The sequence below is a fragment of the Streptomyces sp. NPDC015345 genome (genome assembly GCF_043078805.1).
Classification (GTDB): domain Bacteria; phylum Actinomycetota; class Actinomycetes; order Streptomycetales; family Streptomycetaceae; genus Streptomyces.
The window spans coordinates 193,926-220,091 of record NZ_JBIBTX010000003.1 but is presented as its reverse complement, the minus strand read 5'-3'; the positions used below and the strand labels follow the sequence as shown (position 1 = coordinate 220,091).

Annotated in this window: 15 protein-coding genes; 8 read left to right on the top strand and 7 right to left on the bottom strand. The window is 73.4% G+C overall.

Annotated features, from left to right (window positions below; translation table 11 throughout):
* The first annotated feature begins 1 nt into the window (after position 1).
* From ACF062_RS13265 to fxsT, 4 genes are all read left to right on the top strand, one after another.
* Positions 2–3,937, top strand: coding sequence for an SAV_2336 N-terminal domain-related protein (locus ACF062_RS13265; RefSeq protein WP_392137866.1), 3,936 nt, complete (start codon positions 2–4; stop codon positions 3,935–3,937).
* Positions 3,934–4,119, top strand: coding sequence for a hypothetical protein (locus ACF062_RS13260; protein ID WP_223776725.1), 186 nt, complete (start codon positions 3,934–3,936; stop codon positions 4,117–4,119). The genes ACF062_RS13265 and ACF062_RS13260 overlap by 4 nt, the downstream gene beginning before the upstream one ends.
* Positions 4,116–5,333, top strand: a complete 1,218-nt coding sequence (locus ACF062_RS13255) for an FxsB family cyclophane-forming radical SAM/SPASM peptide maturase (protein WP_392137865.1) — start codon at positions 4,116–4,118, stop codon at positions 5,331–5,333. Before ACF062_RS13260 ends, ACF062_RS13255 begins: the two co-directional genes overlap by 4 nt.
* 94 nt (positions 5,334–5,427) lie before the next feature.
* Complete coding sequence (gene fxsT, locus ACF062_RS13250; protein WP_392137864.1) at positions 5,428–8,316, top strand: FxSxx-COOH system tetratricopeptide repeat protein; 2,889 nt, start codon at positions 5,428–5,430, stop codon at positions 8,314–8,316.
* A gap of 82 nt (positions 8,317–8,398) precedes the next feature.
* Here fxsT and ACF062_RS13245 read toward each other — a convergent pair whose 3' ends face one another.
* The 4 genes from ACF062_RS13245 to ACF062_RS13230 form a co-directional block, all read right to left on the bottom strand.
* Complete coding sequence (locus ACF062_RS13245; protein ID WP_392137863.1) at positions 8,399–12,211, bottom strand: multifunctional oxoglutarate decarboxylase/oxoglutarate dehydrogenase thiamine pyrophosphate-binding subunit/dihydrolipoyllysine-residue succinyltransferase subunit; 3,813 nt, start codon at positions 12,209–12,211, stop codon at positions 8,399–8,401.
* A 275-nt stretch (positions 12,212–12,486) separates the two neighbouring features.
* Complete coding sequence (locus tag ACF062_RS13240; protein ID WP_223776728.1) at positions 12,487–13,575, bottom strand: cell wall metabolism sensor histidine kinase WalK; 1,089 nt, start codon at positions 13,573–13,575, stop codon at positions 12,487–12,489.
* A 13-nt stretch (positions 13,576–13,588) separates the two neighbouring features.
* Positions 13,589–14,329, bottom strand: coding sequence for a response regulator transcription factor (locus tag ACF062_RS13235; RefSeq protein WP_055701842.1), 741 nt, complete (start codon positions 14,327–14,329; stop codon positions 13,589–13,591).
* Positions 14,330–14,394: 65 nt separating this feature from the next.
* Positions 14,395–15,093, bottom strand: coding sequence for a spermidine synthase (locus tag ACF062_RS13230; RefSeq protein ID WP_392137862.1), 699 nt, complete (start codon positions 15,091–15,093; stop codon positions 14,395–14,397).
* 181 nt (positions 15,094–15,274) lie between these two features.
* Between ACF062_RS13230 and ACF062_RS13225 the strand changes: the two genes are divergently transcribed.
* Positions 15,275–16,204 carry a rhomboid-like protein gene (locus ACF062_RS13225; protein WP_392137861.1) on the top strand — a complete coding sequence of 310 codons (930 nt, stop codon included), beginning with the start codon at positions 15,275–15,277 and terminating at the stop codon, positions 16,202–16,204.
* Here ACF062_RS13225 and ACF062_RS13220 read toward each other — a convergent pair.
* Positions 16,149–17,213 (bottom strand): methyltransferase, encoded by a 1,065-nt coding sequence (locus ACF062_RS13220; protein WP_392137860.1) that lies wholly within the window; start codon positions 17,211–17,213, stop codon positions 16,149–16,151. The genes ACF062_RS13225 and ACF062_RS13220 overlap by 56 nt on opposite strands.
* Before the next feature lie 189 nt (positions 17,214–17,402).
* Here ACF062_RS13220 and lon point away from each other — a divergent pair, with 189 nt between their 5' ends.
* On the top strand, positions 17,403–19,841 hold the full coding sequence (gene lon, locus ACF062_RS13215; protein WP_392137859.1) for an endopeptidase La: 2,439 nt from the start codon (positions 17,403–17,405) through the stop codon (positions 19,839–19,841).
* 74 nt (positions 19,842–19,915) lie between these two features.
* Here the strand turns inward: lon and ACF062_RS13210 are convergent, their stop codons facing one another.
* Entirely contained in the window at positions 19,916–20,758 is an 843-nt protein-coding gene (locus ACF062_RS13210) for a lysozyme (protein WP_392137858.1), read from the bottom strand.
* Positions 20,759–21,017: 259 nt separating this feature from the next.
* Here ACF062_RS13210 and ACF062_RS13205 point away from each other — a divergent pair, with 259 nt between their 5' ends.
* Entirely contained in the window at positions 21,018–21,506 is a 489-nt protein-coding gene (locus tag ACF062_RS13205) for a MarR family winged helix-turn-helix transcriptional regulator (RefSeq protein WP_392137857.1), read from the top strand.
* A 31-nt stretch (positions 21,507–21,537) separates the two neighbouring features.
* Here the strand turns inward: ACF062_RS13205 and ACF062_RS13200 are convergent, their stop codons facing one another.
* Positions 21,538–22,383, bottom strand: coding sequence for a protein phosphatase 2C domain-containing protein (locus tag ACF062_RS13200; protein ID WP_392137856.1), 846 nt, complete (start codon positions 22,381–22,383; stop codon positions 21,538–21,540).
* A 478-nt stretch (positions 22,384–22,861) separates the two neighbouring features.
* Here ACF062_RS13200 and ACF062_RS13195 point away from each other — a divergent pair, with 478 nt between their 5' ends.
* A complete protein-coding gene (locus tag ACF062_RS13195) occupies positions 22,862–26,164 on the top strand; it encodes a nitrate- and nitrite sensing domain-containing protein (RefSeq protein ID WP_392137855.1) in 3,303 nt (1,100 codons plus the stop codon).
* Positions 26,165–26,166 lie beyond the last annotated feature (2 nt).

Sequence of the window (26,166 nt, the reverse complement as noted above, 5' to 3'; positions counted from 1 at the left end):
CATGACCTCCGCCCCGCACCGTGCCGACGCCGTGAGCGAAGCGCTCGCGGCGCTCGTCGCGCGCCTGCGGGACGCGGAACTCGACCCCACGGTCCAGGAACTGGCCGACTCCTTGTGGCTCGCCCGGCAGGTCACCGCGGGCGGCGGCGCCGAAGAGGGATCCGCCGCCGACCCGCCGCCGCCCGTACGGCCCGGTGGCGGCGCGCACGACGACGCCGGGCCGCCGCACCGGCACACCCCGCCCGCCCCCGCGCCGAGGGCGGCGCCCCGGGCCGTGCCCCGCGCCCGGCTGGTCGTACCCGGGGAGGGCGGCGACGGCGAGCGGCGCGACGGCGTCCCCGTGCAGGTCCCGGCCGCCGCCGTCCTGCCCGACCCGCTGGCCCTCCAGCGCGCCCTGCGGCCCTTGCAGCGCTACCGGCCGCCCGTGCGCCCCGTACCGCGCGACCTCGACGAACAGGCCACGGCGGAGCGGGCCGCCGACACCGGGCTCGTGGTCCCCGTCCTGCGGCACGCCCGGCGGCGCGAGGCGCGGCTCCTGCTCGTCATGGACCTCTCCACGTCCACGGTCGTGTGGGAGCAGGCGCTCGGCGAGCTGCGGCACGTGTGTGAGCGGGCGGGTGCCTTCCGCGAGGTGCAGGTGCAGTTCCTGCACGAGGGCGAGGACGGCCGCCCCGGATACGCGGCGACGGCCCGCCCCGGCGCAGCCCTCCAGGACCCCGAGCGCCTCAGCGACCCCACCGGCAGCAGGCTGGCCCTCGTCCTGAGCGACTGCGCGGGCCCGATGTGGCGCAGCGGCCGGATGCAGCGGCTGCTGTACCGCTGGGGCTCACTCGCGCCGGTCGCCGTGGTGCAGCCCCTGCCGCAGCGCATGTGGCGGCGTACGCACTTACCCGCGCGGCGAGGCCACCTGCACCGCCGGGAGGGCCCCGCCGGACGTCTGGAGTTCGAGCCCGCGAGCGGGGGCGGATCGCGGCGGCGGGGCATCCCCGTGCCGGTGCTCGCGCTGCGGAGGTCCTCCGTGGAGGGCTGGGCCAAGCTGGTGTCCGGCGCCACCGGGCAGTGCCTGGAGGCGGCCGCGGGCCACGCGGAGGCCGAGCACGGGCCGTCCGGGGCGCCGGTGCGGGCCCGTCAGGAGTTCGGCGGCGGCGAGCGGGTGCGGGCGTTCCGGCGCACGGCGTCGCCCGCGGCCTGGCAGCTCGCCGTGTACCTCTCCGCGGTGCCGACGATCCTGCCCGTGATGCAGCTCGTGCAGCGCGCCATGCTGGCGGGCAGCGGGCCCGAGGTCCTCGCGGAGGTGCTGCTCGGCGGGCTCCTCAAGCGCCGGGAACGCGACGAGGACCCCGAGGTGCTGGGTTACGAGTTCCTGGAGGGCGTGGAGGAGGAGCTGCTCGGCCATCTGGAGCGTGACGACGCGCTGCTGTTGCAGAAGCACTGCTCGGACTATCTGGAGCGGCGGTTCGGACGCAGCGTGCACAACTTCCCCGCCACCGCCGTGGCCCTGCTCGGCGACACCGGGGAGCCCGCGGGCCCGCCGGGCACGGGGCCCGGTGCCGACCACCCCGGGCTGCGCGCCTTCGCCGAGGTCTCCGGAGAGGTCCTGCGGCGCTTCCTGCCGAGTACGCGCGCGCAGGGGCGCGAGCCCGACAGGAACGACCCCGAGGCACTGCGGGAAGCCGCCGCGGAAGCCCGCGAGCGGTACGGGCGGGAGCGCCGGGCACGGGAACTGGACTACGCGGTGGAGCTGCTGGAGGCGGCGGCCGCGCGGTGCGGCGGCGCGCTCCTCGACGGGGTGCTGACCGACCTCGGCGAGACGCTGTTCCTGCGCTGGAGCGCGCGGCACGGCGTGGCGGATCTGCACGAGGCGCTGCGGATCGCCGCCGGGGTCGGGGACCGGTCGGCGCGGGCACGGCTGCTGCTCGGCGGGACGCTCCTCGCGGTCGCCGAGGAGGTGGAGCGCTCCGGCCCGGCGGCGGCCGCGCTGCCGGACGCGGTGCGGGAGCACGCGGAGCGCCTGGGCGGACAGGGCCACCTGGCGGGGTTCTGGGCGGAGTACCTCCTGTTGAACAACGTGACGGAGGTGCTCTCGTCGGTCAGGGCCCACGTGGGCGACGACGCCGCCCACCCGGGCTGGCCGGCGCAGCGGGCCCTCGCGGGAGTGCTCGACCGCCTCGCGGTGGTGGCGGCGCGGCTGGTGGCGGCGGGAGTCGAGGTGGCGGGGACGGGCGCGCGGACCCGGAGCCAGAGCGGCGCGCAGCGCGGGTCGCGCGGCGGTTCCCCGGCCGCGTACGCGCGAAGCGGCCCGGGCGCGCCCCCCTCCCCGAAGCTGGTGCGGCAGTTCACGGATGAGGCCGCTCACCGCGTCGCCGAGCAGCGCCGCATCGACCGGGGCCTGGTCGGCGTCACCCCGATGTCGGACGAGGACGAGCGGCAGTACGCCCGCGCCGTCATCGCGCAGCTCCTGGAGGAGCACGCGCGCGCCCGATCGGACGCCGGGCGCACGCCGTTGGACGCGGAGACCGAGAGGCGGTACGCGGACGCCGTGTACGCGGCGCTGTACGACGCGCGGGGCACGGAGGGCGGGGAAACGGACGGCTCTGTCGTGGAGGCCCACCTGAGGGGCGTGAGCATCACCGGCCCCGGCGGCTACGCCCCACCGGAGAGCCCCGGCCCCCGCGCGGGCCGCCTCGACCTCGCGGACGCCGCCTTCCACGGCAGCACGCTCGGCAGGGCCCGCGCCGACGCCGGGGAGCACCGCTCGCGGGACGCCGGCCGGGGCGCGGACGCGGGACGGGACCGCTCCGCCGCGGAGCCCCGCCCTCAGGACGTCTACGTCGACTTCATGCGCCGCGCCATCAGCACCACCGGCGTCCTCACCCTCGGCCCGGAGCAGGCCGCCGGGTACCTCCAGCGCGGACGGCTGCGCAAGCGGCTGGCACGGCACTACACCGGGCGCGGCGAGATCCCCAGGGACGACCTCGCGGGCCGGTCCGTGCCGGACGCCAGCGGCGTGGCCGTCGACGCCTGCGACGACTTCCGCGAAGCCCTGGCGCGCGACGGCTTCGACGCGGCCGAGCGGACCCGCGCCTGGCTCGACCTGGCCGACGCCCTGCAACTGGCCCGCGCCGACGACCCGGACGAGGGCGGGCAGCGGCTCATCCTCTCCGCCGTGGACGAGGCACTCGCGGCGGCCGACGGCGACCACGACCTGATCCTGGAGTGCCACGTGCGCGGCGCGGACGTGCACTGGGCGCGGTATGTCAGTTCGGGCCGCGACGAGTACCGCCACCTGGCCGTCGAGCGCTGGGAGATGGCGCTCCCCCTGGCCCCGAGGGACGATCCGGCCAGGGCGCTCCTGCTGCACCGCCTGGGCGCCGCCCTCGCGCAGCGCGGCGTCGACACGCACTCGGCGGCCGACACCGACGCCGCCGTGCGCCATATGCGCGAGGCGGTCGAGGCGACCCCGACGGCGGACCCCGAGTTCGACGGGCGGCGCATGCACCTGGCGACCGCCTACCTCGCCCGTTTCGAGGTGCAGGAGGTCCTCGCCGACCTGTACGAGGCGGACTGGCTGCTCGGCGCAGTGACCCGCTCCCTCGCCGCCCCGGACCTCGCCGCGTACAGCTGGCTGCGGCGCGGCGACGTGGCGACCCGGCTCGCCGAACGCACCGACGCCCTCGCACAGCTGCGCCGCGCCGACGAGTACTACCGTCGCGCCGCCGAGACCGCCACCGAGGCGGGACACGCCGACATCACCGCCGAGGCCCACCACTCGCGCGGCGAGACGCTGGAGCAGCTGGAGGAGCCCGAGCTGGCGCTCCTGGAGTACCGCAAGGCCGAGCCCCACCTCCCGGAATCCCCGCCCCCCGCGGTCGCCGCCCGCGCCGAGGAGCTGCGCGCCGCCATCGCCCGCCTAGAGTCCCGCCCGGGCGAGGCGTGAGCGCCCCCGCCGCCGCGAGCGGCATACCCCTGCCCGAGCTGCCGCCCCTCGCCGCCCTCGCACCCCACGCGGACCGCTCCGGCCACCCCGTGTACGCCGCCCTGGTCGCCGACCTCGTCGAGGGCGCGGCAGCGGCGGCCGCCGACGGCCCGGTCGTCGCCCGGTACGAGGACGCGCCGTGAGCCACCCGGCCTGGCCGCACGCCACCCTGGACCCGGCCGCCCACCGGCCCGTCCCCTTCCGCCAGTTCGTCCTGAAGGTCCACGGCCGCTGCAACCTCGACTGCTCCTACTGCTACGTCTACCGCTCCCCGGACGCCAGTTGGCGCGAGCGCCCGGCCCGCGCCGACGCCACCGTCATGCGCCGCGCGGCGGCCCGCGTCGCCGAACACGTCACCCGGCACCGGCTGACCGCCATACGCGTCGAACTGCACGGCGGGGAACCGCTGTTGACCGGCCCCGACGCCGTCATCGCGTACGCCCGTGAGATACGGGAGGCCGTGCCCGCGGGCTGCGAGGTCACTGCCACCGTCCAGACCAACGGCACCCTGCTCACCCGCGGCGCCCTCGACCGCGTCGCCGCCGCCCAGATCCGTGTCGGCCTCAGCCTCGACGGCGGCCGCGCCGCCCACAACGCCCGCCGCACCGACCACGCGGGCCGCCCGGCCTGGCCCGCCGCACGCCACGCGGCGCGGCTGCTCGCCGCGCGCCCCCGGACATACGCGGGGATCCTCTGCACCATCGACCTCGCCGCCGACCCGGCCGACGTGTACGAGTCGCTGCTCGGCCTCCGCCCGCCGGGCGTCGACTTCCTGCTGCCGCACGGCAATTGGGCGGCCCCGCCGCCCGGCATCGCGGCCGAGGAGCGCCCGGGCAGGCACCGGCCGCGCCCCACCCCGTACGGCGACTGGCTCGCCACGCTCTTCGACGCCTGGTGGGACGCGGGACGGCTGCGCACCCGCGTCCGCCTCTTCCGGGAGATCGCCGCGCTCCTGCTCGGCCTGCCAAGCACCGCCGAGGCCGTCGGGCTCTCACCGCTCGCCGCGGTCGTCGTCGACATGGACGGCGCGATCGAGCAGGTCGACTCGTTGAAGTCGGCGTACGCGGGAGCCCCCGCCACCGGCCTCGACGTCTTCCGGCACGGCTTCGACGAAGCCCTGCGCCACCCCGGCGTCGCCGCCCGTCAGCTGGGCCTGGAGGGCCGTTCCGAGGAGTGCCGCGCCTGCCCGGTGGTGCGCGTCTGCGGCGGCGGCAACTACGTCCACCGCTACGCCCCGGGCAGCGGCTTCCTGCACCCCAGCGTCTACTGCGCCGACCTGGAACGGCTGATTCGGCACATAGCCGACCGCCTTTCCACCGCCGCGGCCGCTTCCGATGCCCCAAGTCGTCTATTCTGACGCCCCTTTGACGCACAATTGGATTCCCTGTGCACACACGTGACCGTTTCGCCGTGGCGGGACCCGCCGGCGTCACCGGAGAAGGAGGCCGCGCATGACCGGACAACCCGGGGGTGACCGGCCGCACGTCACCGTGGTCTTCGCCGGCCAGAGCGAGTCCTGGGCCAAGTGGATCGAGCACCAGATCCGCGCCGCGGGACGCGCCACCACGCTGGTCCGCTGGAACCCGCTGCTGCGCCCGCCCGCCGCCGACGCCGTCACCGGCCTCCTCGAAGCCCCCGGCCGCATCCTGCTCCTCATCGACGACTGGTACGAGAGGCTCGGCGCCGACCGCTTCGAGGCCTGGGCCGCGGCCCTGCGCGAGGTGCTGCCCGCCCACCGCGACCGCATCGCCGCCGTCAGCATCACCGCGCAGCCGCTCCCCGAGGCCGTCATAGCCCTGGCCCCCGTCGAACTGCGCGGACTGCGCCCCGAGGCCGCCCGCTCCCGCGTCCTGGAGTGCGCGGGCATCGCCGCCCCGGCCGCCCTCGTCGCCCTCGCCCGCGGTCCCCGCTTCCCCGACGACCTGCCCGAGGTGTGGAACGCGCAGCGCCGCAACCGCCGCTTCACCGGCCGCACCGGCCTCCTGGAGAAGGTCCACGACACCTTCGCGGCGGCGGGCCCCGGAGGCTGCTCCGTCGCCCTGCACGGCCCCGGCGGCATCGGCAAGACCCAGCTCGCCCTCGAATACGTCCACCGGTTCGCGGGCGACTACGACATCGTGTGGTGGGTCACCGCGGGCAGCCGGGTGACCGCGCGCGAGCAGTTCGCCGCCCTCGCGCCACAGCTCGGCATCGAGGCCTCCGGACAGCTCGAACCCGTCATCGACGCCGTACGGCGCGAACTGGCCGGCACCGCACGCCCCTGGCTGCTCGTCCTGGACGGCGCGGACGCCCCCGAGAAGGTGCTCGACCTCCTGCCCGAGGGACGCGGCCACGTCCTGATCACCACCCTGCGCGCGGAGTGGGCGACCTACACCGAGGAAGCCGTCCTCGTACCGCCCTTCCGGCGCAGCGAGAGCGTCGCCTTCGTCGGCCGCAGGGCGGCCCGGCTCACCGAGAACGAGGCGGACGGGCTCGCCGAGGCCGTCGAGGACATGCCGCTGCTCCTCGACCAGATGGCGGCCTGGCTCGACGTCACGCCCACCGCCGACGTGCCGGGCTACATCAAGGACATCCGGGGCGGCAAGCCCGACCGGTTCGGCATCGTGGAGTCCCGCGACTACCCCGAGTCCTTCCAGGTCGCCTGGGCCAAGACCCTCAACACCCTGCGCGACGGCGCCGCCCCCGCCTGGCAGCTCCTGAACCTCCTCGCCTGCTTCTCCCCGGACGTCGTGCCGGTCCGGCTCCTTCAGACCTCGCGCCACGGCGACCTGCCGCGCCCGCTCGCCGAGCTGGTCTCCGAGCCGAGCAGCTGGAACACCGCGCTGCGCAGACTCTCCGAGATCACCTCGATGCGCGTCGAGTACGAACCGGGGCGCATGGACATCCAGCGCGTCAGCACCCTGCGCATGCACCGCCTCTTCCACCGGTACGTCGTCGGCATCCAGTCCCCCAAGGACCGCGAGCGCTACTCCGAGGCGGCCCGCAAGGTCCTCGTCACCGCCGACCCGCGCGACCCCGCGTCCCCCGCGAACTGGGCCCGCTACGCCGAACTCATCCCGCACCTCGGGCCGTCGGGCGCGCTGGAGTCCGAGGACGACGACGTCCGCGACCTCGTCCTCAACTGCATCGACTACCTCCGCATGCGGGGCGAGTACCGCGACGGCTGGTGGCTCAGCCGGCAGGCCGTCGAGCACTGGCGCGCCACCTCGGGCGCCACGCACCGCTCGGTGCTCGTCGCGGTCCACCAGCAGGCCAACATGCTGCGCCGCCTCGGCCGATACGCCGAGGCGGAGGCCGTCGGCCGCGACACCCTGGACCGGCTCACGGCCGAGGAGGACACCCGCCCCATCGAGGTGATCCGCGCCAGGGACGGCCTCGGCGGCACGCTCATGGCCCTCGGGCGGTACGAGGAGGCACGCGGGCTCTTCGAAGCCGCCGCCGACCGGGCGGCGGCGGAACTGGGCGGCGAGAACGTACCGCGCACCCTGACGATCCGCAGCAACCTCGCCGTCTCCCTCGGCCTCCAGGGCCGCTACACCGACGCCCTCGCCCTGCACCGCAGGATCCTGGAGGCCCGCGTCGAACTCCTCGGCGGCAAGAACCCGCTGACCCTGTACTCCGCGCTGCGCACCGCCTGGATGCTGCGGCTCCTCGGCAACTACACCGAGGCCATGGACATCCAGGGCCACAACTCCCGGCTGCACAGCCAGGTCCTGGACCGCAACCACAGCCAGACCCTGCACGCCGAGCACAACCTCGCCCTGTGCGCCCGCCGGACGGGCGACCTCCAGTTCGCCCTGGCCATGATGCGCAAGGTCCGCGAGAAGCTGCTGCGCCGACGGGGCACCCAGGACCCCGACGCGCTCATGGTCTCCTGCGACTACGCCATGCTCCTGCGCCAGCTCGACCGCCCCGACGAGGCCCGCGCGCTGGCCGAGACCACCGCCTCGCTGTACGAGGCACAGCTGGGCGACAGCCATCCGTACGCCATAGGGGCGTGGGCCAACGTCGGCATGCTGCTGCGGGACGCGGGCGAGCTGAGGACGGCGCTCGCCGTGACCCTGCGGGCCCGCGGCCAGATGGCACGGGCGGTGGGCCCGGACCACCCCTGGACGCTCGGGTGCGCCCTGAACGCCGCCGCGACGCTCGCCCTCACCGGCGACACCGAGGCCGCCGCGCAGCTCGGCCAGGACGCGGCGGAGCGCTCCGCCCGCACGCTGGGCGACTCGCACGGCCTGACCCGCGACCTCAGGGCGGGCCTCGCCCTGGACCGTGCCGAGCCGCCGGAGGCCTCCGAACGCGGCCGCCTGTACTGGGACTTCGAGCCCCAGCCCATCTGAGACGCTCCCGCACACGCCGGTGGGCCCGGCCCCGAGTGACGAGCACTCGGGGCCGGGCTCACCTTCGTACGACCGCTGAGGCCTAGGCCTCGAAGACCTCGTTCAGGAGCTGTGCCTGCTCCTGCTCGTGGCGCTTCTTCGAGCCGACCGCCGGGGACGAGCCGTGCGGGCGCGAGATGCGCCGCAGCCGCTCGCCGTGCGGGATGTCGGCGCCGACCGCCAGGTCCAGGTGATCGATGAGGTTGAGGGCGATGAAGGGCCACGCGCCCTGGTTCGCCGGCTCCTCCTGCGCCCACAGGTACTTCTCGGCGTTCGGGTACTTGGAGATCTCCTCCTGGAGCTCCGCACCCGGCAGCGGGTACAGGCGCTCGATGCGGATGATCGCCGTGTCCGTGATGCCGCGCTTCTGCCGCTCGGCGTCCAGCTCGTAGTAGAGCTTGCCCGCGCAGAAGACGACCTTGCGGACCGCCTTCGCCTCCACGGACGCGTCGCCGATGACCGGGCGGAAGCTGCCCGACGTGAACTCCTCCGTCTTGGACGCGGCGGCCTTCAGGCGCAGCATCCACTTCGGGGTGAAGACCACCAGCGGCTTGTGGTGCGGGTTGTGCACCTGCCACCGCAGGAGGTGGAAGTAGTTCGACGGCAGGGTCGGCATGGCGACCGTCATGTTGTTCTGCGCGCACAGCTGGAGGAAGCGCTCCGGGCGGGCGGACGAGTGGTCCGGGCCCTGGCCCTCGTAACCGTGCGGCAGGAGCAGGGTGACGCCGGAGGTCTGGCCCCACTTCTGCTCGGCCGAGGAGATGAACTCGTCGACGACGGTCTGCGCGCCGTTGACGAAGTCACCGAACTGCGCCTCCCACATCACGAGGGACTCGGGACGGGCCAGCGAGTAGCCGTACTCGAAGCCCATCGCCGCGTACTCCGAGAGCAGCGAGTCGTAGGCGTTGAAGCGCGCCTGGTCCTCGGAGAGGTACAGCAGCGGCGTGTAGTCGTCGCCCGTCTCGCGGTCGATGAGGACCGCGTGGCGCTGGCCGAACGTGCCGCGGCGCGAGTCCTGGCCCGCGAGGCGCACCGGGGTGCCCTCCATGAGCAGCGAGCCGATGGCGAGGGTCTCGCCCATGCCCCAGTCGATCATGCCGTCCTCGACCATGGCCGCGCGGCGCTGGAGCTGCGGCAGCAGGCGCGGGTGCACGGTGATGCGGTCGGGGATGTTGACCTGGGACTCGGCGATGCGCTTGACGACCTCCTGGGAGATCGCGGTGTTCACCGCCACGGGGAACTCGGCCTCCGGGCCCGTGACCTCCATCGGCGAGGGCTGCGAGGTGGCCTCGCGGACCTCGGTGAAGACCTTCTCCAGCTGGCCCTGGTAGTCCTGGAGCGCCTGCTCGGCCTCTTCCAGGGTGATGTCGCCGCGACCGATGAGGGACTCGGTGTAGAGCTTGCGCACCGAGCGCTTCTTGTCGATCAGGTCGTACATCAGCGGCTGGGTGAACGCCGGGTTGTCCGTCTCGTTGTGCCCGCGGCGGCGGTAGCAGATGAGGTCGATCACGACGTCCTTGTTGAACGCCTGACGGAACTCGAAGGCCAGGCGGGCCACGCGGACCACGGCCTCCGGGTCGTCGCCGTTCACGTGGAAGATCGGCGCCTCGATCATGCGGGCCACGTCCGTCGAGTACATCGACGAGCGGGACGACTCCGGGGCGGCGGTGAAGCCGACCTGGTTGTTGATGACGACGTGGACCGTGCCGCCCGTGCGGTAACCGCGCAGCTGCGACATGTTCAGGGTCTCGGCCACCACGCCCTGGCCCGCGAAGGCCGCGTCGCCGTGGAGCGCGACGGGCAGGACCGTGAAGTCCGTGCCGCCCTTGTTGATGATGTCCTGCTTGGCGCGGACGATGCCTTCCAGGACCGGGTCGACCGCCTCCAGGTGGGAGGGGTTGGCGGCCAGCGAGACCTTGATCTGCTCGCCGTCCAGGCCGGTGAAGGTGCCCTCGGCGCCCAGGTGGTACTTCACGTCGCCGGAGCCGTGCATCGACTTCGGGTCGAGGTTGCCCTCGAACTCGCGGAAGATCTGCGCGTACGACTTGCCGACGATGTTGGCGAGGACGTTCAGGCGGCCGCGGTGGGCCATGCCGATGACGACCTCGTCCAGGCGCGACTCGGCCGCGGAGTCGATGACCGCGTCGAGCAGCGGGATGACCGACTCGCCGCCCTCCAGGGAGAAGCGCTTCTGACCGACGTACTTGGTCTGGAGGAACGTCTCGAACGCCTCGGCGGCGTTGAGCCGGCGCAGGATGCGCAGCTGCTCCTCGCGCTCCGGCTTGGTGGCGTGCTGGCGCTCGATGCGGTCCTGGAGCCACTTGCGCTGCTTGGGATCCTGGATGTGCATGAACTCGACGCCGGTGGTGCGGCAGTACGAGTCGCGCAGCACGCCGAGGACGTCGCGCAGCTTCATCATCGACTTGCCGGCGAAGCCGCCGACCGCGAACTCCCGCTCCAGGTCCCACAGGGTGAGGCCGTGCTCGGTGATGTCCAGGTCGGGGTGCTTGCGCTGCTTGTACTCCAGCGGGTCCGTGTCGGCCATGACGTGGCCGCGCACCCGGTAGGAGTGGATCAGCTCGAAGACGCGGGCGGCCTTCGTGACGTCGTCGTCGTGCGAGGCGTCGATGTCCTTGAGCCAGCGGACCGGCTCGTAGGGGATCCGCAGCGCCTCGAAGATCTCGTCGTAGAAGCCGTTCTCGCCGAGGAGGAGGTTGGCGACGATCCGCAGGAACTCGCCGGAGGCGGCGCCCTGGATGACCCGGTGGTCGTAGGTCGACGTGAGCGTCATGACCTTCGAGATGCCGAGCTTGTTCAGGGTGTCCTGGGAGGTGCCCTGGAACTCCGCGGGGTAGTCCATGGAGCCGACGCCCATGATGACCGACTGGCCGGGCATCAGACGCGGGACCGAGTGGACGGTGCCGAGGCCGCCGGGGTTGGTCAGGGAGACCGTCACACCGGTGAAGTCGTCCATGCCCAGCTTGCCGTCGCGGGCGCGGCGGACGATGTCCTCGTAGGCCTGCCAGAACTCGAAGAAGTTCAGGGTCTCGGCCTTCTTGATGCCCGCGACCACGAGCTGGCGGTCGCCGTTGGGCTTCACCAGGTCGATGGCGAGGCCGAAGTTGATGTGCTCCGGCTTGACCAGGGTCGGCTTGCCGTCCTTCTCCTGGAAGGAGTAGTTCATCGACGGCATGGCCTTGATGGCCTGCACCATGGCGTACCCGATGAGGTGCGTGAAGGAGATCTTCCCGCCGCGGGCGCGCTTGAGGTGGTTGTTGATGACGATGCGGTTGTCGAAGAGCAGCTTCACCGGGACCGCGCGGACCGACGTCGCCGTCGGGACCTCGATCGAGGCGTTCATGTTCTTCGCGACCGCGGCGGCGGGGCCGCGCAGCGTCACGTACTCGGGGCCGGCCGGGGCCTCCGTCGCGGGCTCCGCCTTGGCGGCGGGCTTCGCGGCGGCGGGCTTGGCGGCGGGGGCCGGAGCGGCGGCCGCGGGCTTCGCCGCGGGGGCGGCGGGCTTCTCGGCGGCCGGGGCCGCCGGTGCGGCGGGCTTGGCGGCGGGAGCCGGTGCGGCGGGCGCGGCCGGAGTGGCGGGAGCACTGGTGGCCGCGGCCCCCGCGGCCGCGTCACCCGCCGGCTGCGCCGGGGCGGCGGCTACGGAAGCGCCCACCCCTGGCTTGTAGTCGGCGAAGAAGTCCCACCAGGCTCGGTCGACCGAATTCGGGTCCTGGAGGTACTGCTGATAGATCTCGTCGACGAGCCACTCATTGGGACCGAAGGCAGCGGCAGGGTCCTTGCCCTGCGCGTCTTGGTCGGTCGAGATGCTCGAGTTACTGGGGGACTCTGGCGACACGGCGGTAACCGCCCTCTTCCGCTTCACAAGGTGATGGACAGCGGAAATAAAGGCTACGCCTCCATCGGCGTGAGGTGCAGACCGGGCCCGTGATCCGTCGCGTAAGTCACACTGGAGGAAGGGTTTCGGGGGTGTAAATGGCGGGAAACAAGCGAGGTTCCGCAACGCGAGATGGCCGCGCGGGTACGCCAGAGGGACGTCTACGCGCGGCGGCGGCTCCCGAGTGCCCACGAGGACGCCGGTGAATCGCTTCCGCTTCGAACCCTACGTCAACTTCACGCTTCGGACAGGCCCGGAAGAGTGACCTGGATGCGACAGCCGCGCGGGGATTCGGCCACCCCGATGTGGCCGCCGTGCAGATCGACGGCCCAGCGCGCGATGGCGAGGCCGAGGCCGGTGCCGCCGTCGATGGCCGAGCCCTTGGCGGGGGCGCCCGCGTGGCCGCCGCGGTTGAACCGCTCGAAGACCCGGTGCCACTCGGACTGAGGGATTCCGGGGCCCTCGTCGAGCACCTCCAGGTCCAGGGACTCGGGGTAGGGGCCGCGCCGGGCCCGCACCGTCACACGGCCGTGCGGCGGGCTGTGCTTGACCGCGTTGTCGATGAGGTTCGCCACGACCTGGTGCAGACGCTCCGCGTCCGCGTGCGCCGTCAGCTCCGGGGGCGAGACGTCCAGGTGCAGGTGGACGTCCGTACGCGTGTGGCTGCCGGAGCCCGAGGCCATGGCCGCGCGCGCGGAGGCCACCATGTTGGCCTCCTTCAGTACGCCCGACAGATACGGCCAGACCTCGAAGCGGCGGGCCTTCAGCGGTACGACGCCGTTGTCGAGGCGGGAGAGGTCGAGCAGCGTCTCCACCAGGCGGCCGAGCCGCTCGGTCTGCTTCAGGGCGGTGCGCATCGTCTCGGGGTCGGCGGCGGAGACCCCGTCGACGACGTTCTCCAGGACGGCGCGCAGGGCCGCGATGGGGGTGCGCAGCTCATGGCTGACGTTGGCCACGAGCTCCTTGCGCTGGGTGTCCTGGGCCTCCAGGTCGTCCGCCATGGCGTTGATCGTGGTGGCCACGTCGCCCAGCTCGTCGCGCCGGTCGGCGCCGCGCACCCGGCGCGTGTAGTCGCCGTGGCTCACGGCGCGGGCCACCGCGTTCATCTCGTCCAGCGGCGCGGTGAGGCTGTGCGCCACGAACTGCGTGATCAGCAGCGTGGCGATCACCGAGAAGACGGTGATGAAGCGCAGCTCGGTCTGGGTCTTCATGGCCACCAGGAGCAGGCCCGTGGTGATGAAGACGGAGACGACCACGAGGGCCCCGAGCTTCGTCTTGATGGAGAACGGCCGCAGCCCCTGAAAAGACCCGAAAGGCCCGCTCATGGCAGGACCGGCCTCACGGCGTCGGGGTCTCTAGGGCGTAGCCCACGCCGTGCACCGTCCGGATCCGCTCGGCGCCGATCTTGCGGCGCAGCGCCTTGATGTGGCTGTCGACGGTGCGGGTGCCGGAGGCGTCGGCCCAGTCCCAGACCTCGGCGAGCAGCTGCTCGCGGGAGAGGACGGCGCGCGGGGTGTTGGCCAGGCAGACCAGCAGGTCGAACTCGGTGGGCGTCAGATGGACGTCCTCGCTGCGCACGCGCACACGCCGCTGGGCGTGGTCGATCTCCAGTTCGCCCAGGCGCAGGATGCCGCTGCGGGGCGTGGTCGCGGCGAGCGCGGCCCGCTCGACCCTGCGGAGCAGGACGTGCACGCGGGCCGCGAGCTCCCGCATGGAGAACGGTTTGGTCATGTAGTCGTCGGCGCCCACGCCGAGTCCGACCAGCATGTCCGTCTCGTCGTCACGTGCGGTGAGCATGAGGACCGGGACGGGCCGCTGGGCCTGGACCCGGCGGCACACCTCCAGGCCGTCGAAGCCCGGCAGCATGATGTCGAGGATGAGCAGGTCGGGCTGCCAGGCCTGGGCCGTGTCGACCGCCGAAGGGCCGTCCCCGGCCGTTTGCACAACAAAACCCTCGGCACGCAGCCGGGCGGCGATGGCGTCGACGATCGTCGGGTCGTCCTCGACCACCAGGACCCGGCGCTGGGCGCCGGGTGTCGCCGCCGTCGCGCCGTTGTGGGAGGTGTGTGTCTGCTCCATCGCCCGCCCCTGACACTGATCGCTTGTGTTCGGTCAGCAGGGTACGGGTCGCGAAGGCACCTCGGCTACGCAGCCCTTACGCCGAGATGCACGACGTCGGGGACGCCTCGGGCAACGGCGATCTCTTCGGTGCGTACCTGATGGAATCCGGCATTCCGTAGAGCGTCGTCGAAAGCGGACGAGGGCTTGGCGGACCACACGGCGAGCACTCCGCCGGGGGTGAGACGGGCTTTGCAGGCGGCCAGACCGGCAGGTGAGTAAAGGGAGTTGTTGCCCTCCGTCACCGTCCAGTCGGGTCCGTTGTCGATGTCCAGACAGAGTGCGTCGTACGTCTCCGGGGTGCCGGAGAGCGGTTCCGCCGCACCGTTGATGTAGGTGACGAGGTCGGTGTGAAGAATTCGCGTACGCGGATCCGCGAGCGCGGCGGCGGACAGCTCGGCGAGCGGTCCCGACCGGTGCCAGTCGATGATGGCGGCCTCGCGCTCGACCACGGTGATGCGGCCCCAGCGGGGGTCGGCGGCGGCGTGCGCGAGGGAGAAGCCGACGCCGAGGCCGCCGATCAGCACGGCGGGTTCCGGACGGCCGTCGAGAAAGTCCCGCGCCGCGTCGACGAGCAGCCGCTCGGAGCGGCCGTCGGAGGTGTCCATCAGGAAGCAGCCGTTGGCGATGATCTGGAGCAGCTCACCGTGGCGCCGCAGTACTACCTCGCCGTACGGGCCCTCGCGCCGGTCGAGGACGACGGGGGCGGTGGTGTGGGTGCGCATGGGCACAGCGTAGAAGCGGCGGGGCGGGGCGCGGGCGGCTTTTCGGCGGCTCGGGAGGCCGCCGGTGACGCGGAAGTGACCCCTGAGGTTGCTGTGAATCGCGTCCCACGTGGCGCCGGTCAATGGACAGCACTCGAAAAATGGGCAGAGGGTAGGGCGGGACGGAAGGAGCGCCTCACCCGTGAACCAGAGCGTCGAGCCCCTGGGCACCGCCGGCACCACCGGCACCACCGACGTCGCCCGCGCGCCGGGGGACCGGGAGCCGCCCGCCCTGAACGCGATCCCCCGGCAACCGGACCCGCACCCCCGGGCCGCGGCCGGGCCCGCTGTCACCGCCTCCCCGCCCGCTGCCAAGGCCTCCCCGCCTGCTGCCAAGGCCGCCGCGCCGATTGTCGGCGGGCCTGTGCCCTCTGTCACCGCCGCCGCGGCCACCGCGTCGGTCGGCGTGCCCGCCGTCACACGCCCCCGGCCGCGCCTCTGGCGGCTGATGCCCGGCCCGCGTCGTACGCCCTTCACCTTCGGGTACGCGCTCGTTCTCACCGCCACCTCGTTGCTCGGGCGCTACGCCGACCCGGAGCTGGTCGACGCGTTGCTGCGCGGCTCGAGCACTGATGTCGCCCACCTCGCGCACAACCCCCTCCTGGTCCTGGTCGCCAGCGCCCTGTGGATCGCGGGCGGCATCACCTCGCCGTACGCCATCGCCTTCCTGCTGGTCCTCACCGCGCTGGAGCGCCGCATCGGCGGCCTGCGCACGGCCGGGGTCTTCCTCCTCGGGCACGTCGTCGCCACCCTCGCGACGGAGGTCCCGGTCGGTCTGTCCGTCCTCGCGGGCCATCTGCCGGGCAGCTCGCTGCACCGCCTCGACTACGGGATCAGCTTCGGCGTGGCCGCCAGCGTCGGCGCCCTCGCGGGACTGCTCACGCCGTGGCTGCGGTGGGCCGTCCTCGCCGGCTTCGGCTGGATGCTCGTGGAGGACCTGATCGCGTTCACCGACCCCATGACGGACTGGGGGCACCTGCTCGCGCTCGCGGTCGGCGTCTGCACCTGGCCCCTGCTCAGGCGCGGCCGTCCGTTCCTGACTCCCGCGCGGCCGGCCCCGCGCCGCCGCTGAGCCCGGCGGGCACCGCCTCCAGTACGGAAGGCCACGCCGCCGTCGGCACGATCCGGGCCAGCGTGAACCCCGCCGCCGAGAGCAGCGCGGTGAACTCGGCCTCCGTCCGCTCCCGGCCGTCCACGATCGCCGCCATGGCGACGTCCAGCGTCTTGCCGGGGTGCGGATCGTTGCCCTCGGGCAGCACCGCTTCGACGATCAGGAGGCGGGCGCCGGGCGCCATCGCCGCCCGGCAGTTGCGCAGGATCCGCAGACAGGCGTCGTCCGGCCAGTCGTGCAGGACGTGCTTGAGGACGTAGAGGTCACCGCCCTTGGGGACCTCGGTGAAGAAGTCCCCGGACTCGGCGCTCCAGCGGCCCCGCACGGCCTCGTCCCCGCTCAGCAGGTGCGTGCTGATCGCCGGGGTCTGGTCGAAGAGGACCCCGGTCAGGCCGGGCCGCCCGCGCAGCAGCGTCCTCAGGAGGTTGCCGCGCCCGCCGCCGACGTCCACCACCGTGCCCTGCTCGGGAAAGGGGTACGTCCCGGCGACCGCCGCGTCGATCGGCCCCGAGAGCGACGTCATGCCGGCGTCGAACAGCTCCCGCAGCCGCGGGTCCCCGGCCAGATACGCGAAGAACGGCTGCCCGAAGGTCCGCTCGAAGGACGGCCCCTCCTTGCGCACCGTCTCCTCCAGGCCCGCCGAAGTCCGCTGGAACGCCTCGTCGGTCAGCATCACGACCGCCGCGTGCTGCGAGTGCGGCACGTCCGTGCGCAGCGGTTCCGCGAGCGGCGTGAGGTGGAAGGCGCCCGCCTCGTCCTCGCGGAAGACGTCACGCGTGGCGAGATAGCGCAGGACGCGGCGCAGATGCCCGGCGTGGGTCTCGGTCAGCCCCGCCAGCTCCTCGGCGGTGCGCGGCCCGGCCGCCAGGTGGTCGGCGACGCGGCAGCGGGCCGCCGTACGCAGCGCGGCGGAGAACAGGTGCCCGAGCGCGTGCTCCATGAGCTGCCCGGTGAGGTCGGGTGTGTCCACCGTGGATCTCCTCCGTGAGTGTCGGAAGCCTCCACGGTCCCGAGGGAACGCCGGTCCGTACAGAGGGCGATCCGGGCGGGGGCGCTGGGTGGCGCCCTGATCGCTGAGAGCGAACAACGCTTGGGGAACATTGTGGCGCTCATGAGCATTGAGTCGGTACAGCTCAACTTGAATGCCGAAAGGGAGATCATGGCTACTGAGTCCACCTCGTACAGCTCGAACACAACGCTCACTCTGCCTGTGCTGCCGCTCGACGACGAGGTGGTCCTGCCCGGCATGGTGGTCCCGTTCGACCTCTCCGACGCCGAGGTGCGCGCCGCGGTGGAGGCCGCCCAGGCCGCGGCCCGCTCCGAGGGCGACAGCAAGCCGAAGGTGCTGCTTGTTCCGCGCATCGACGGCACGTACGCCGCGACGGGCGTCCTCGGCACCGTCGAGCAGGTCGGACGGCTCTCCGACGGCGACCCCGGCGCCCTCATCCGGGGCCGGAGCCGCGTGCGCATCGGCGCCGGTACGACCGGGCCCGGCGGCGCCCTGTGGGTCGAGGGCCAGAAGCTCGACGACTCCGTCCCCGAACCCCTCCCCGGCGCCGTCACCGAGCTGGTCAAGGAGTACAAGGCGCTCGCCACCAGCTGGCTGAAGAAGCGCGGCGCCTGGCAGGTCGTCGACCGTGTCACGCAGATCGACGATGTCTCCGCGCTCGCCGACAACTCCGGCTACTCACCCTTCCTCACCGTCCAGCAGAAGATCGAACTCCTGGAGACCGAGGACGCCGTCGCCCGCCTCAAGCTCGCCACCGCCCAGCTGCGCGAGCACCTCGCCGAGCAGGACGTCGCCGAGACGATCGCCAAGGACGTCCAGGAGGGCGTCGACAAGCAGCAGCGCGAATTCCTGCTGCGGCGCCAGCTGGACGCCGTACGCAAGGAGCTGCGCGAGCTCAACGGCGACAGCAAGGACTCGGCCGAGGAGTCCGACGACTACCGGGCCCGCGTCGAGGCCGCCGACCTGCCCGAGAAGGTCCGCGAGGCCGCTCTCAAGGAGGTCGACAAGCTGGAGCGCGCCAGCGACCAGTCGCCCGAGGGCTCGTGGATCAGGACGTGGCTCGACACCGTCCTGGAACTGCCCTGGAACGAGCGCACCGAGGACGCGTACGACATCAAGGGCGCCCAGGAGATCCTCGACGCCGAGCACGCCGGGCTCCAGGACGTGAAGGAGCGCATCACCGAGTACCTGGCGGTGCGCAAGCGCCGCGCCGACCGCGGCCTCGGGGTCGTCGGCGGGCGCCGCGGCGGCGCCGTGCTGGCCCTCGTCGGTCCGCCCGGCGTCGGCAAGACCTCGCTCGGCGAGTCCGTCGCGCACGCCATGGGCCGCAAGTTCGTGCGGGTCGCGCTCGGCGGCGTACGCGACGAGGCGGAGATCCGCGGCCACCGCCGTACGTACGTGGGCGCGCTGCCCGGCCGGATCGTGCGGGCCGTCAAGGAGGCCGGATCCATGAACCCGGTCGTGCTCCTCGACGAGATCGACAAGGTGGGCTCGGACTTCCGGGGCGACCCGGCCGCCGCCCTCCTCGAAGTCCTCGACCCGGCGCAGAACCACACCTTCCGGGACCACTACCTGGAGGTGGAGCTGGACCTGAGCGACGTCGTCTTCCTGGCGACGGCCAACGTCCTCGAAGCCATCCCGGAGGCCCTGCTCGACCGCATGGAGCTGGTCCGTCTCGACGGCTACACCGAGGACGAGAAGATCGTCATCGCCCGCGACCACCTGCTCCCGCGCCAGCTGGACCGGGCGGGCCTGGAGAAGGATGAGGTGACCCTCGACGAGAGCGCGCTGCGCAAGCTGGCGGGGGAGTACACGCGCGAAGCGGGCGTACGCAACCTGGAGCGCTCGGTGGCGCGGCTGCTGCGCAAGGTGGCGGCCCAGCACGAACTGGGCGAGCGCGAGCTGCCCTTCACCGTCACGGACGAGGATCTGCGCGACCTGATCGGGCGGCCGCACCACGTGCCCGAGTCCGCCCAGGACCCGGCCGAGCGCCGCACGGCGGTGCCGGGTGTGGCCACCGGGCTCGCGGTCACCGGGGCGGGTGGCGACGTGCTGTTCGTGGAGGCGTCCCTCGCCGACCCGGAGACCGGGGCCTCGGGGCTCACGCTCACCGGCCAGCTCGGCGACGTGATGAAGGAGTCGGCGCAGATCGCGCTGAGCTTCCTGCGCTCGCACGGAGCCGAACTGGAGCTGCCGGTCGCCGACCTGAAGGACCGGGGCGTGCACATCCACTTCCCGGCGGGCGCGGTGCCGAAGGACGGGCCGAGCGCGGGCGTCACGATGACGACGGCCCTCGCCTCGCTGCTCAGCGGCCGGCTGGTCCGCACCGACGTGGCCATGACCGGTGAGGTCTCGCTCACCGGCCGGGTGCTGCCGATCGGCGGCGTCAAGCAGAAGCTGCTGGCCGCGCACCGCGCCGGCATCACCACGGTGATCATCCCGAAGCGGAACGAGCCGGACCTCGACGACGTCCCGGCCGAGGTCCTGGAGAAGCTCGACGTGCACGCGGTGACCGATGTGCGCCAGGTGCTCGAACTGGCCCTCACCGAAGCCACGGTGGGCGAGGTGAAGGTGCCGGTCGCGGCGTAGCGCGGGGGAACGGCGGCCGTCCCGGTCCACGGGGCGGCCGCCGTTCGCGTGCCCGGGCATGGGCTTTCGTGGGCTCAGCCGTTGGCGAGCGCCTGGACCCTGTCGTAGGCGCCGTTGAACTTGTTGTGGTCACCGACCGTCGGCCCGGAGGAGGTGTACTGCCACATGGTGTGGAAGCCCCAGCCGGCGGGGAGTTCGCCCGGACTGGTGTTGTAGCGGGCGATCCACAGCGGGTTGCTGGCGCCGAAGCCGCCGTAGTTGCCGGTGCACTGCTTCCACCAGCTGGTGGCGGTGTAGATCACGGCGTCGCGGCCCGTGCGCGCCTTGTACGTGTTCAAGAAGTCCCGGATCCAGCTGACCATGCCGGACTGCGTCTTGCCGAAGCAGGCCGCCCCGTACGGGTTCCACTCGATGTCCAGCGCGCCGGGGAGCGTCCTGCCGTCGCGGGACCAGCCGCCGCCGTTGTCCACGAAGTAGTTGGCCTGGGCGGCGCCGCTCGCGGTGTCGGGCGTCGCGAAGTGGTACGCGCCGCGGATCATGCCCACGTTGTACGAACCGTTGTACTGCTGGGCGAAGTAGGGGTTCTCGTAGTACGTGCCCTCGGTGGCCTTCACGTAGGCCCACTTCACGCCGCTGTTCCAGAGCGTGGACCAGGCGACGTTGCCCTGGTGGCTGCTGACGTCGACGCCCTCGGTCTGGGTGGCGCCGCCGCCGGTGGGCAGACCGCCCTGGCCGTCGTGTTCGATGACGCCCTGGCCGAGGCGGGCGGAGCCGCGCGGGGGGACGTCGTCCGCCTGGGCCGCCGTGGGGAGCGTCAGGAGGAGGGAGAGGGCGGACAGGACTGCGAGGAGGACCGCCGCCGGCGAGAAGCGGGCGGGGCGGGAGCGGCGGGAGGGGCCGGGTCTGTGCACGGACATCTGCGTGCCTCCGAAGGCCTCGGTGGTGCTCTGGGGGGACCTTGCGACAGGTTCATGGTGTGAACATGTCACTTGAAAAGCTACGCACGTAGACCGCCGCGGGGGAAGGGGGACAGAGTGGTGCCGTTGGTCCACTCCTGTGGCGGTGCCGTGGGAGCGGCACGGTTCCGACCTTGCGAAATACTGGTCAGGCCGCTGGCGCCGCGCCCGCGGCGCGAGAGTCTTCCGGCGATAACTTTCAGAATCGGGAAAGCGGGACATGGGTGCTGCAGAGAAGGGCGTGAAGGACGGGGCGTACGGTGACGCCGAACCGGGGGTGGACCGCGAGTTCCTCTCCCTGGAGCGGGAGTTGTCGCTCCTGATGCGCCGCGCGCGGGCCTCCTCCGGCGAGATGGCGCGCCAGGTCCACCCCGACCTGGAGCCCGCCGCGTACGGCCTCCTCGTCTGCCTGGACGACTCGGGGCCGCAGCGGGCCACCGACCTCGCCGCGTACATCGGGGTCGGCAAGGCGACGATGAGCCGTCAGCTGCGGGCCATGGAGGAACTCGGCCTGGTCTCCCGCGAACCCGACCCCGCCGACGGCCGCGCCTGGCTCATCCGGCTCACGCCCGACGGCCGCACCCGCTTCCGCACGGTGCGCGCCGCCCGCCGCGCGCGGTACGTGCGCCAACTCCAGGGCTGGGACCGGGCGGAGGTCGCCGAACTGGCCCGGCTGCTCGGCCAGCTGAACGCGAGCGCCGAGTCGTGAGCCGGGGGCGTCCGTGAGCGCGTGAAGCCGGTCACAGCTCCACGTACACCGCCGCGGCGTCGTCGTGGCGCTTGCCGCGCGGGAAGGCGAGGCGGTCGGGGTCGGCGTGCTCCAACTCGCGCACCCGGTCGAGGAGGTGCTGCGGGCCCTCCTTGCGCAGCAGCGCGAAGCACTCCGCCCAGTCGCCCTCGCGGAAGGTCTCGACCCAGCGCGCCGCCCCGTCGGTGAGCGCCGCCACCGCCGTCACGTCCGCCCGCGGCGTCTCGCCGGTGACCGCGCGCGCCGCGGCCGAGGGGTCCGCCGCGGCCGTGAAGAAGCCGTCCTCGGCGTTGCGCAGCGCCTCGACCGCCGCTCCGTAGGCCCGGCCCGCCACCTCCCGCTCGGCCGAGCCGCGCGGCAGGGCGCGCACCTGGTCGCGCAGGGCCTGGACGGCGGGCGGCAGTTCGGCGAGGCGGCGGTCGAGGACGGCGGTCACCTCGCCGCCCTCGCCCGTCATGAGGAGCGCCGAGTCGGACAGGACCAGATGCTCGACGCGCTCGGCGTCCCACCGCATGAGCACCACCGTTGCCTGAGGTGTACGCGGGTGAGAAAGGTCACAGGTTGAACTATGTGCGTCGGCGGTACGCGTGATGGCGGTCGCCAGGACCTCAGGGAGCGTCATATCCCGCCGCGAAACGGACAGTTCGCCCAGTGCGCCGCCGAGTCGCGCCGTGAACCAGGGAACGGAATGCAGACAGCCCATGGACCCCTCCGGTGGGGTCACGCCGTCCAGGAGGACGAGCGATCCGCCCTGTCCGGAAGCGGGAAGCGCGACCGACGCGTAGTCCTCGTTGGGGCGTGCGGGGTCTCCGGGCTCAGTGGCGAGTTCGATACGCATTCAGCCAGTCTGCACGAGCCCTTCACGGGAGCAGGTGAGAACCGGAAACGGGCCCGGCGTTGGCCCGGACCAGCAGGTCACGCGCCGGAATTGGACCGGAATGATCAACTCCGCCGGGGTGTGGCGGCGCATCCTGCCAAAGCCGGTCGGCGACGTCCAACCGGCGCACCGCATATGCCCCGTGATCCGCACGCCGGGACTTGCCCGCCAACTCCCCGCCGATGTTCACTCCTTCGGGTGGCCAGGCATGCGATGCGCGACCGCCACTCACCGGCACTGGAAGGGTCAGGGGCCGTACCGGGGGCGCGCTCGTGTTGACGGATCGTCACCCGGGCACATGGGCAGACGAAAAACAGGAATGCGAGCACCGGTGCAGAAGATGCGGCCTCGGCGCAAAGGCAAGCAGACGGCCCCGGAAGGGGCCACGCCGGGCGCGCCCCATCCGACCGAGCGTGCGGAGGGCCCCGGAGGGCCTGACATGACGGTGCCCACGACGCCCGACGGGCAGGCTTCGGCGCCCGGCGGTGCCGCGGGGCCCGCGGCACCGGGAGCTGCCGCCGAGCAGGTCGCGGGGTCCGGCGCGTCCGCGACGTCCGGCGGGCTGCCGGGTATGCCCGGCGCGTCCGCGGGGCAAGCGGCGGCCCAGGGAACCCCCGCGGGGCAGACGGCGGTGCCCGGTGCCTCCGGCGGGCGGGCCGCGACGCCGTCGGCCGAGCAGACCACCCCCGCCGGGGACGCCGCCAAGGCCGCCGCCGCGGCTGCCGCCGGCGTGCACAAGAAGCCCACCGCCCGTGTGCGCAACCGGCTGATCGTCTCCGTGGCGGTGGTGGCCGCCGCCATCGCCGGAGCGGGTGCACCCGCCATCGTCGCCGCCTCCGGCCGGCTGAACGACACGCAGAGCCTCGTCACCCTCGCCGAGCAGACCCAGCAGGCCGTCTCCCTCGGCCACTCGCTGGCCGACGAGCGCGACGAGGTCACCTCCTTCATCGCCGCGGGCCGCCCCGGGGGCAAGGGCCTGTCCGAGAGCCGCAGCGCCCGCGTGGACCGGCAGATCGACGAGCTGCGCGGCGCCGACGCCCCCGCCGGGCTGCGCGACGACCTCGCCGACATCGCCGGCGTCCGCCGCGCCGCGCTCACCGGCAAGAGCACCGCCCTCGAAGCGCACGAGGCGTACACGAAGGTCATCACCGAACTCCACGGCCTCACCCGCGACCTGGCCGAACAGCTGCCGCCCGAGGCCAACAAGGGCGCCCTCGCCCTCGCCGACCTCGACCACGCCGTCGAGCAGGCCGCCGCCGCCCGCGGCCTCCTCCTCGCCGCCCTCGCCGTACGGCCCTCCGCGTCCACGTCCACCACCGTCGACCCGGTCACGGGACTGCCGACCACCGTCACGGGCGAATCGCCGGCCGACGGAAAGCGCCGCGACGGCCTGAGCGCCGCCGCCCAGCAGGCCCACCTCCGGGAGAAGGCCGCCCTCGCGGACTTCCGCGACGCCGCCGACGACCCGGCCCGCGTCACATACGAGTCGACCGTCACGGGCGCCGAGGTCACCGCCGCCGAGAAGTACCTCGCCCGGCTCACCGACCAGCCCACGCTCTCCGCCGCCGAGCGGGACCTCGACCCCAAGAAGGTCGACGCCGCGCTCTCCGCCCGCATCGAGACGATGCGCGGCGCCGAGTCCGCGCTCGGCGTCGAGCGCACCAAGCACCTCGCCCAGCTGCGCGACGACGACGTCACGGCGCTGGAGATCCGCGTCGCGCTCGTCGGCGTCTGCCTGCTCGTCGCGGTCGGCGTCTCCATGGCGATGGCCCGCTCGCTGACCCGTCCGCTGGCCGTCCTGCGCCTCGGCTCGGCCCGCCTCGCCACCGAGCCGGCGCCCCAGGAGCCGATCCGCTTCACCGGCCGCGACGACGAGTTCGCCCAGGTCGTCCGCTCCGTCAACGCCCTGCACGGCCACGCCGCAGCCCTCACCGAGCGCCTGACGACCCTCGAGGCGGACCGCAAGCACCTCATCGGCAAGCGCCAGGCCATGGCCGACGAGCGCGAGGCCCTGCGCGCCGAACTGGCCGAGGCCTCGGCGCACCTGGACCGCGTACGCCAGTCCATCCACGGCACCTTCGTCAACCTGGCCCTGCGCACCCTCGGTCTCGTCGAGCGCCAGCTCGCCGTCATCGAGAACCTGGAGGACCGCGAGCAGGACCCCGACCGCCTCGCCACGCTCTTCAAGCTCGACCACCTCGCCACGGTCATGCGCCGCCACAGCGAGAACCTCCTGGTCCTCGCGGGCGCCGAGCACGGCCACCAGCACCCGGGGCCGGTCCCGCTCGTCGACGTCGTGCGCGCCGCCGTCTCCGAGATCGAGCGGTACGAGCGGGTGCGCATCGCCACGCTGCCGCCGCACGCGCACGTCGCCGGTTTCGCCGCGGACGACATCAGTCACCTCGCCGCCGAACTCCTGGAGAACGCCACGTCGTTCTCGCCGCCGGACGCCTCCGTCGAGGTCTCCGGGTGGCTCCTGGAGAGCGGCGAGGTCATGCTCTCCGTCCAGGACGAGGGCATCGGTGTCACCAAGGACCGCATGGAGGAGCTGAACGCGCGCCTCGCCGACTTCGACCCCGACGCGGCGTACGACCAGGAGAGCGGGGACGGCCTCGGCCTCGGTCTGTACGTCGTGGCCCGGCTCGCGGCGCGGCACGGCGCGCGGGTGCGGCTGCGGGAGCAGAAGCAGGGCGGTGTCGCGGCGGTCGTGGTGCTGCCCAAGCCGATCCTGGCGCAGGCGCCCTCGACGACCGCGGTGGTCCCGCCGCCGCGGGGCGGCGAGCCCGTGACGCACCTGCCCGGCTCGGAGGCCGAGGCCAACTCGAACGTGCTGCCGGGCCGGTCGGCCGCCGCCCCCGGCGAGGACCCGCTGATCGCGGCGGCCGAGCGAACCGTGGAGTCGGCCCTGCCGAAGCTCCAGGAAGCGCCGGCGGCCGGATCCGCCCCCGAGACCGCCCCGCAGCCCGGCGCCGGTGCCGAGCCGCAGCCCGATGCCGAGGCCGAGCCGCGGCCCGACGCCCACGCCGAGGCCGAGCCGCGGTCCGATGCCCATGCCGGTGCCGAGCCGCAGCCCGAGGCCGAGCCGCAGTCCGACGCCCATGCCGATGCCGAGCCGCGGTCCGGCGCCGACTCCGAGCCCACGCCGCCGCCGTCCGCGGAGACGACCATGGAGCTCATGGTCCCCGCCGCCCCGGAGGCGGACGGGGACGCCGGCCCGGAACCCAAGGCCGGACCCGCCCCGGAGCCCGCCCCCGAGGCGGGGCCGCGGGCCGAGAGCGAGCCCCGGTCCGAGGCCGGCCGCAGGCTCGGAGCCGAAGCCACGGCCCTGGCCGGGCGGCAGCCCGGAAGCGTGCCCGAGGCCGCGGCCGAGGCTGGGCCGCAGCCCGGAAGCGAGACCCAGGTCGACGCCGGGCGGCAGGCCGAGGCCGATGCCGTGCCCGCGCCGCCCAAGTGGGAACGCGTCACCGACAAGGGCCTGCCCAAGCGCACGCCGAAGATCACCGCGCCCGCGAGCACCGCGCCCAAGCCGCGCGGTTCCGTGGACGCCGAAGCACTCCGACGCCGCCTCGGCGGCTTCCACCAGGGCGCGCAGAGCGGCCGACGGGACGTGGAGGCCGAGATCGCCGGGGAGGCGAACCCGTCGGACCCGAAGGACCAGCCGGGTCCATCTGACGAACGTAACGAAAAGACCGCAAACGCCGCAGACGTAATGGGGGACTCAGTCGAGGAGGCAAGCAGTTGACT

What these genes read in the sequence shown, in the direction of transcription:
- ACF062_RS13230 (WP_392137862.1), bottom strand. Translation starts at nt 15,093, where the DNA reads ATGCGCACCCACACCACCGCCCCCGTCGTCCTCGACCGGCGCGAGGGC.
- ACF062_RS13210 (WP_392137858.1), bottom strand. Translation starts at nt 20,758, where the DNA reads ATGTCCGTGCACAGACCCGGCCCCTCCCGCCGCTCCCGCCCCGCCCGC.
- ACF062_RS13235 (WP_055701842.1), bottom strand. Translation starts at nt 14,329, where the DNA reads ATGGAGCAGACACACACCTCCCACAACGGCGCGACGGCGGCGACACCC.
- lon (WP_392137859.1), top strand. Translation starts at nt 17,403, where the DNA reads ATGGCTACTGAGTCCACCTCGTACAGCTCGAACACAACGCTCACTCTG.
- ACF062_RS13240 (WP_223776728.1), bottom strand. Translation starts at nt 13,575, where the DNA reads ATGAGCGGGCCTTTCGGGTCTTTTCAGGGGCTGCGGCCGTTCTCCATC.
- fxsT (WP_392137864.1), top strand. Translation starts at nt 5,428, where the DNA reads ATGACCGGACAACCCGGGGGTGACCGGCCGCACGTCACCGTGGTCTTC.
- ACF062_RS13205 (WP_392137857.1), top strand. Translation starts at nt 21,018, where the DNA reads ATGGGTGCTGCAGAGAAGGGCGTGAAGGACGGGGCGTACGGTGACGCC.
- ACF062_RS13200 (WP_392137856.1), bottom strand. Translation starts at nt 22,383, where the DNA reads ATGCGTATCGAACTCGCCACTGAGCCCGGAGACCCCGCACGCCCCAAC.
- ACF062_RS13265 (WP_392137866.1), top strand. Translation starts at nt 2, where the DNA reads ATGACCTCCGCCCCGCACCGTGCCGACGCCGTGAGCGAAGCGCTCGCG.
- ACF062_RS13195 (WP_392137855.1), top strand. Translation starts at nt 22,862, where the DNA reads ATGACGGTGCCCACGACGCCCGACGGGCAGGCTTCGGCGCCCGGCGGT.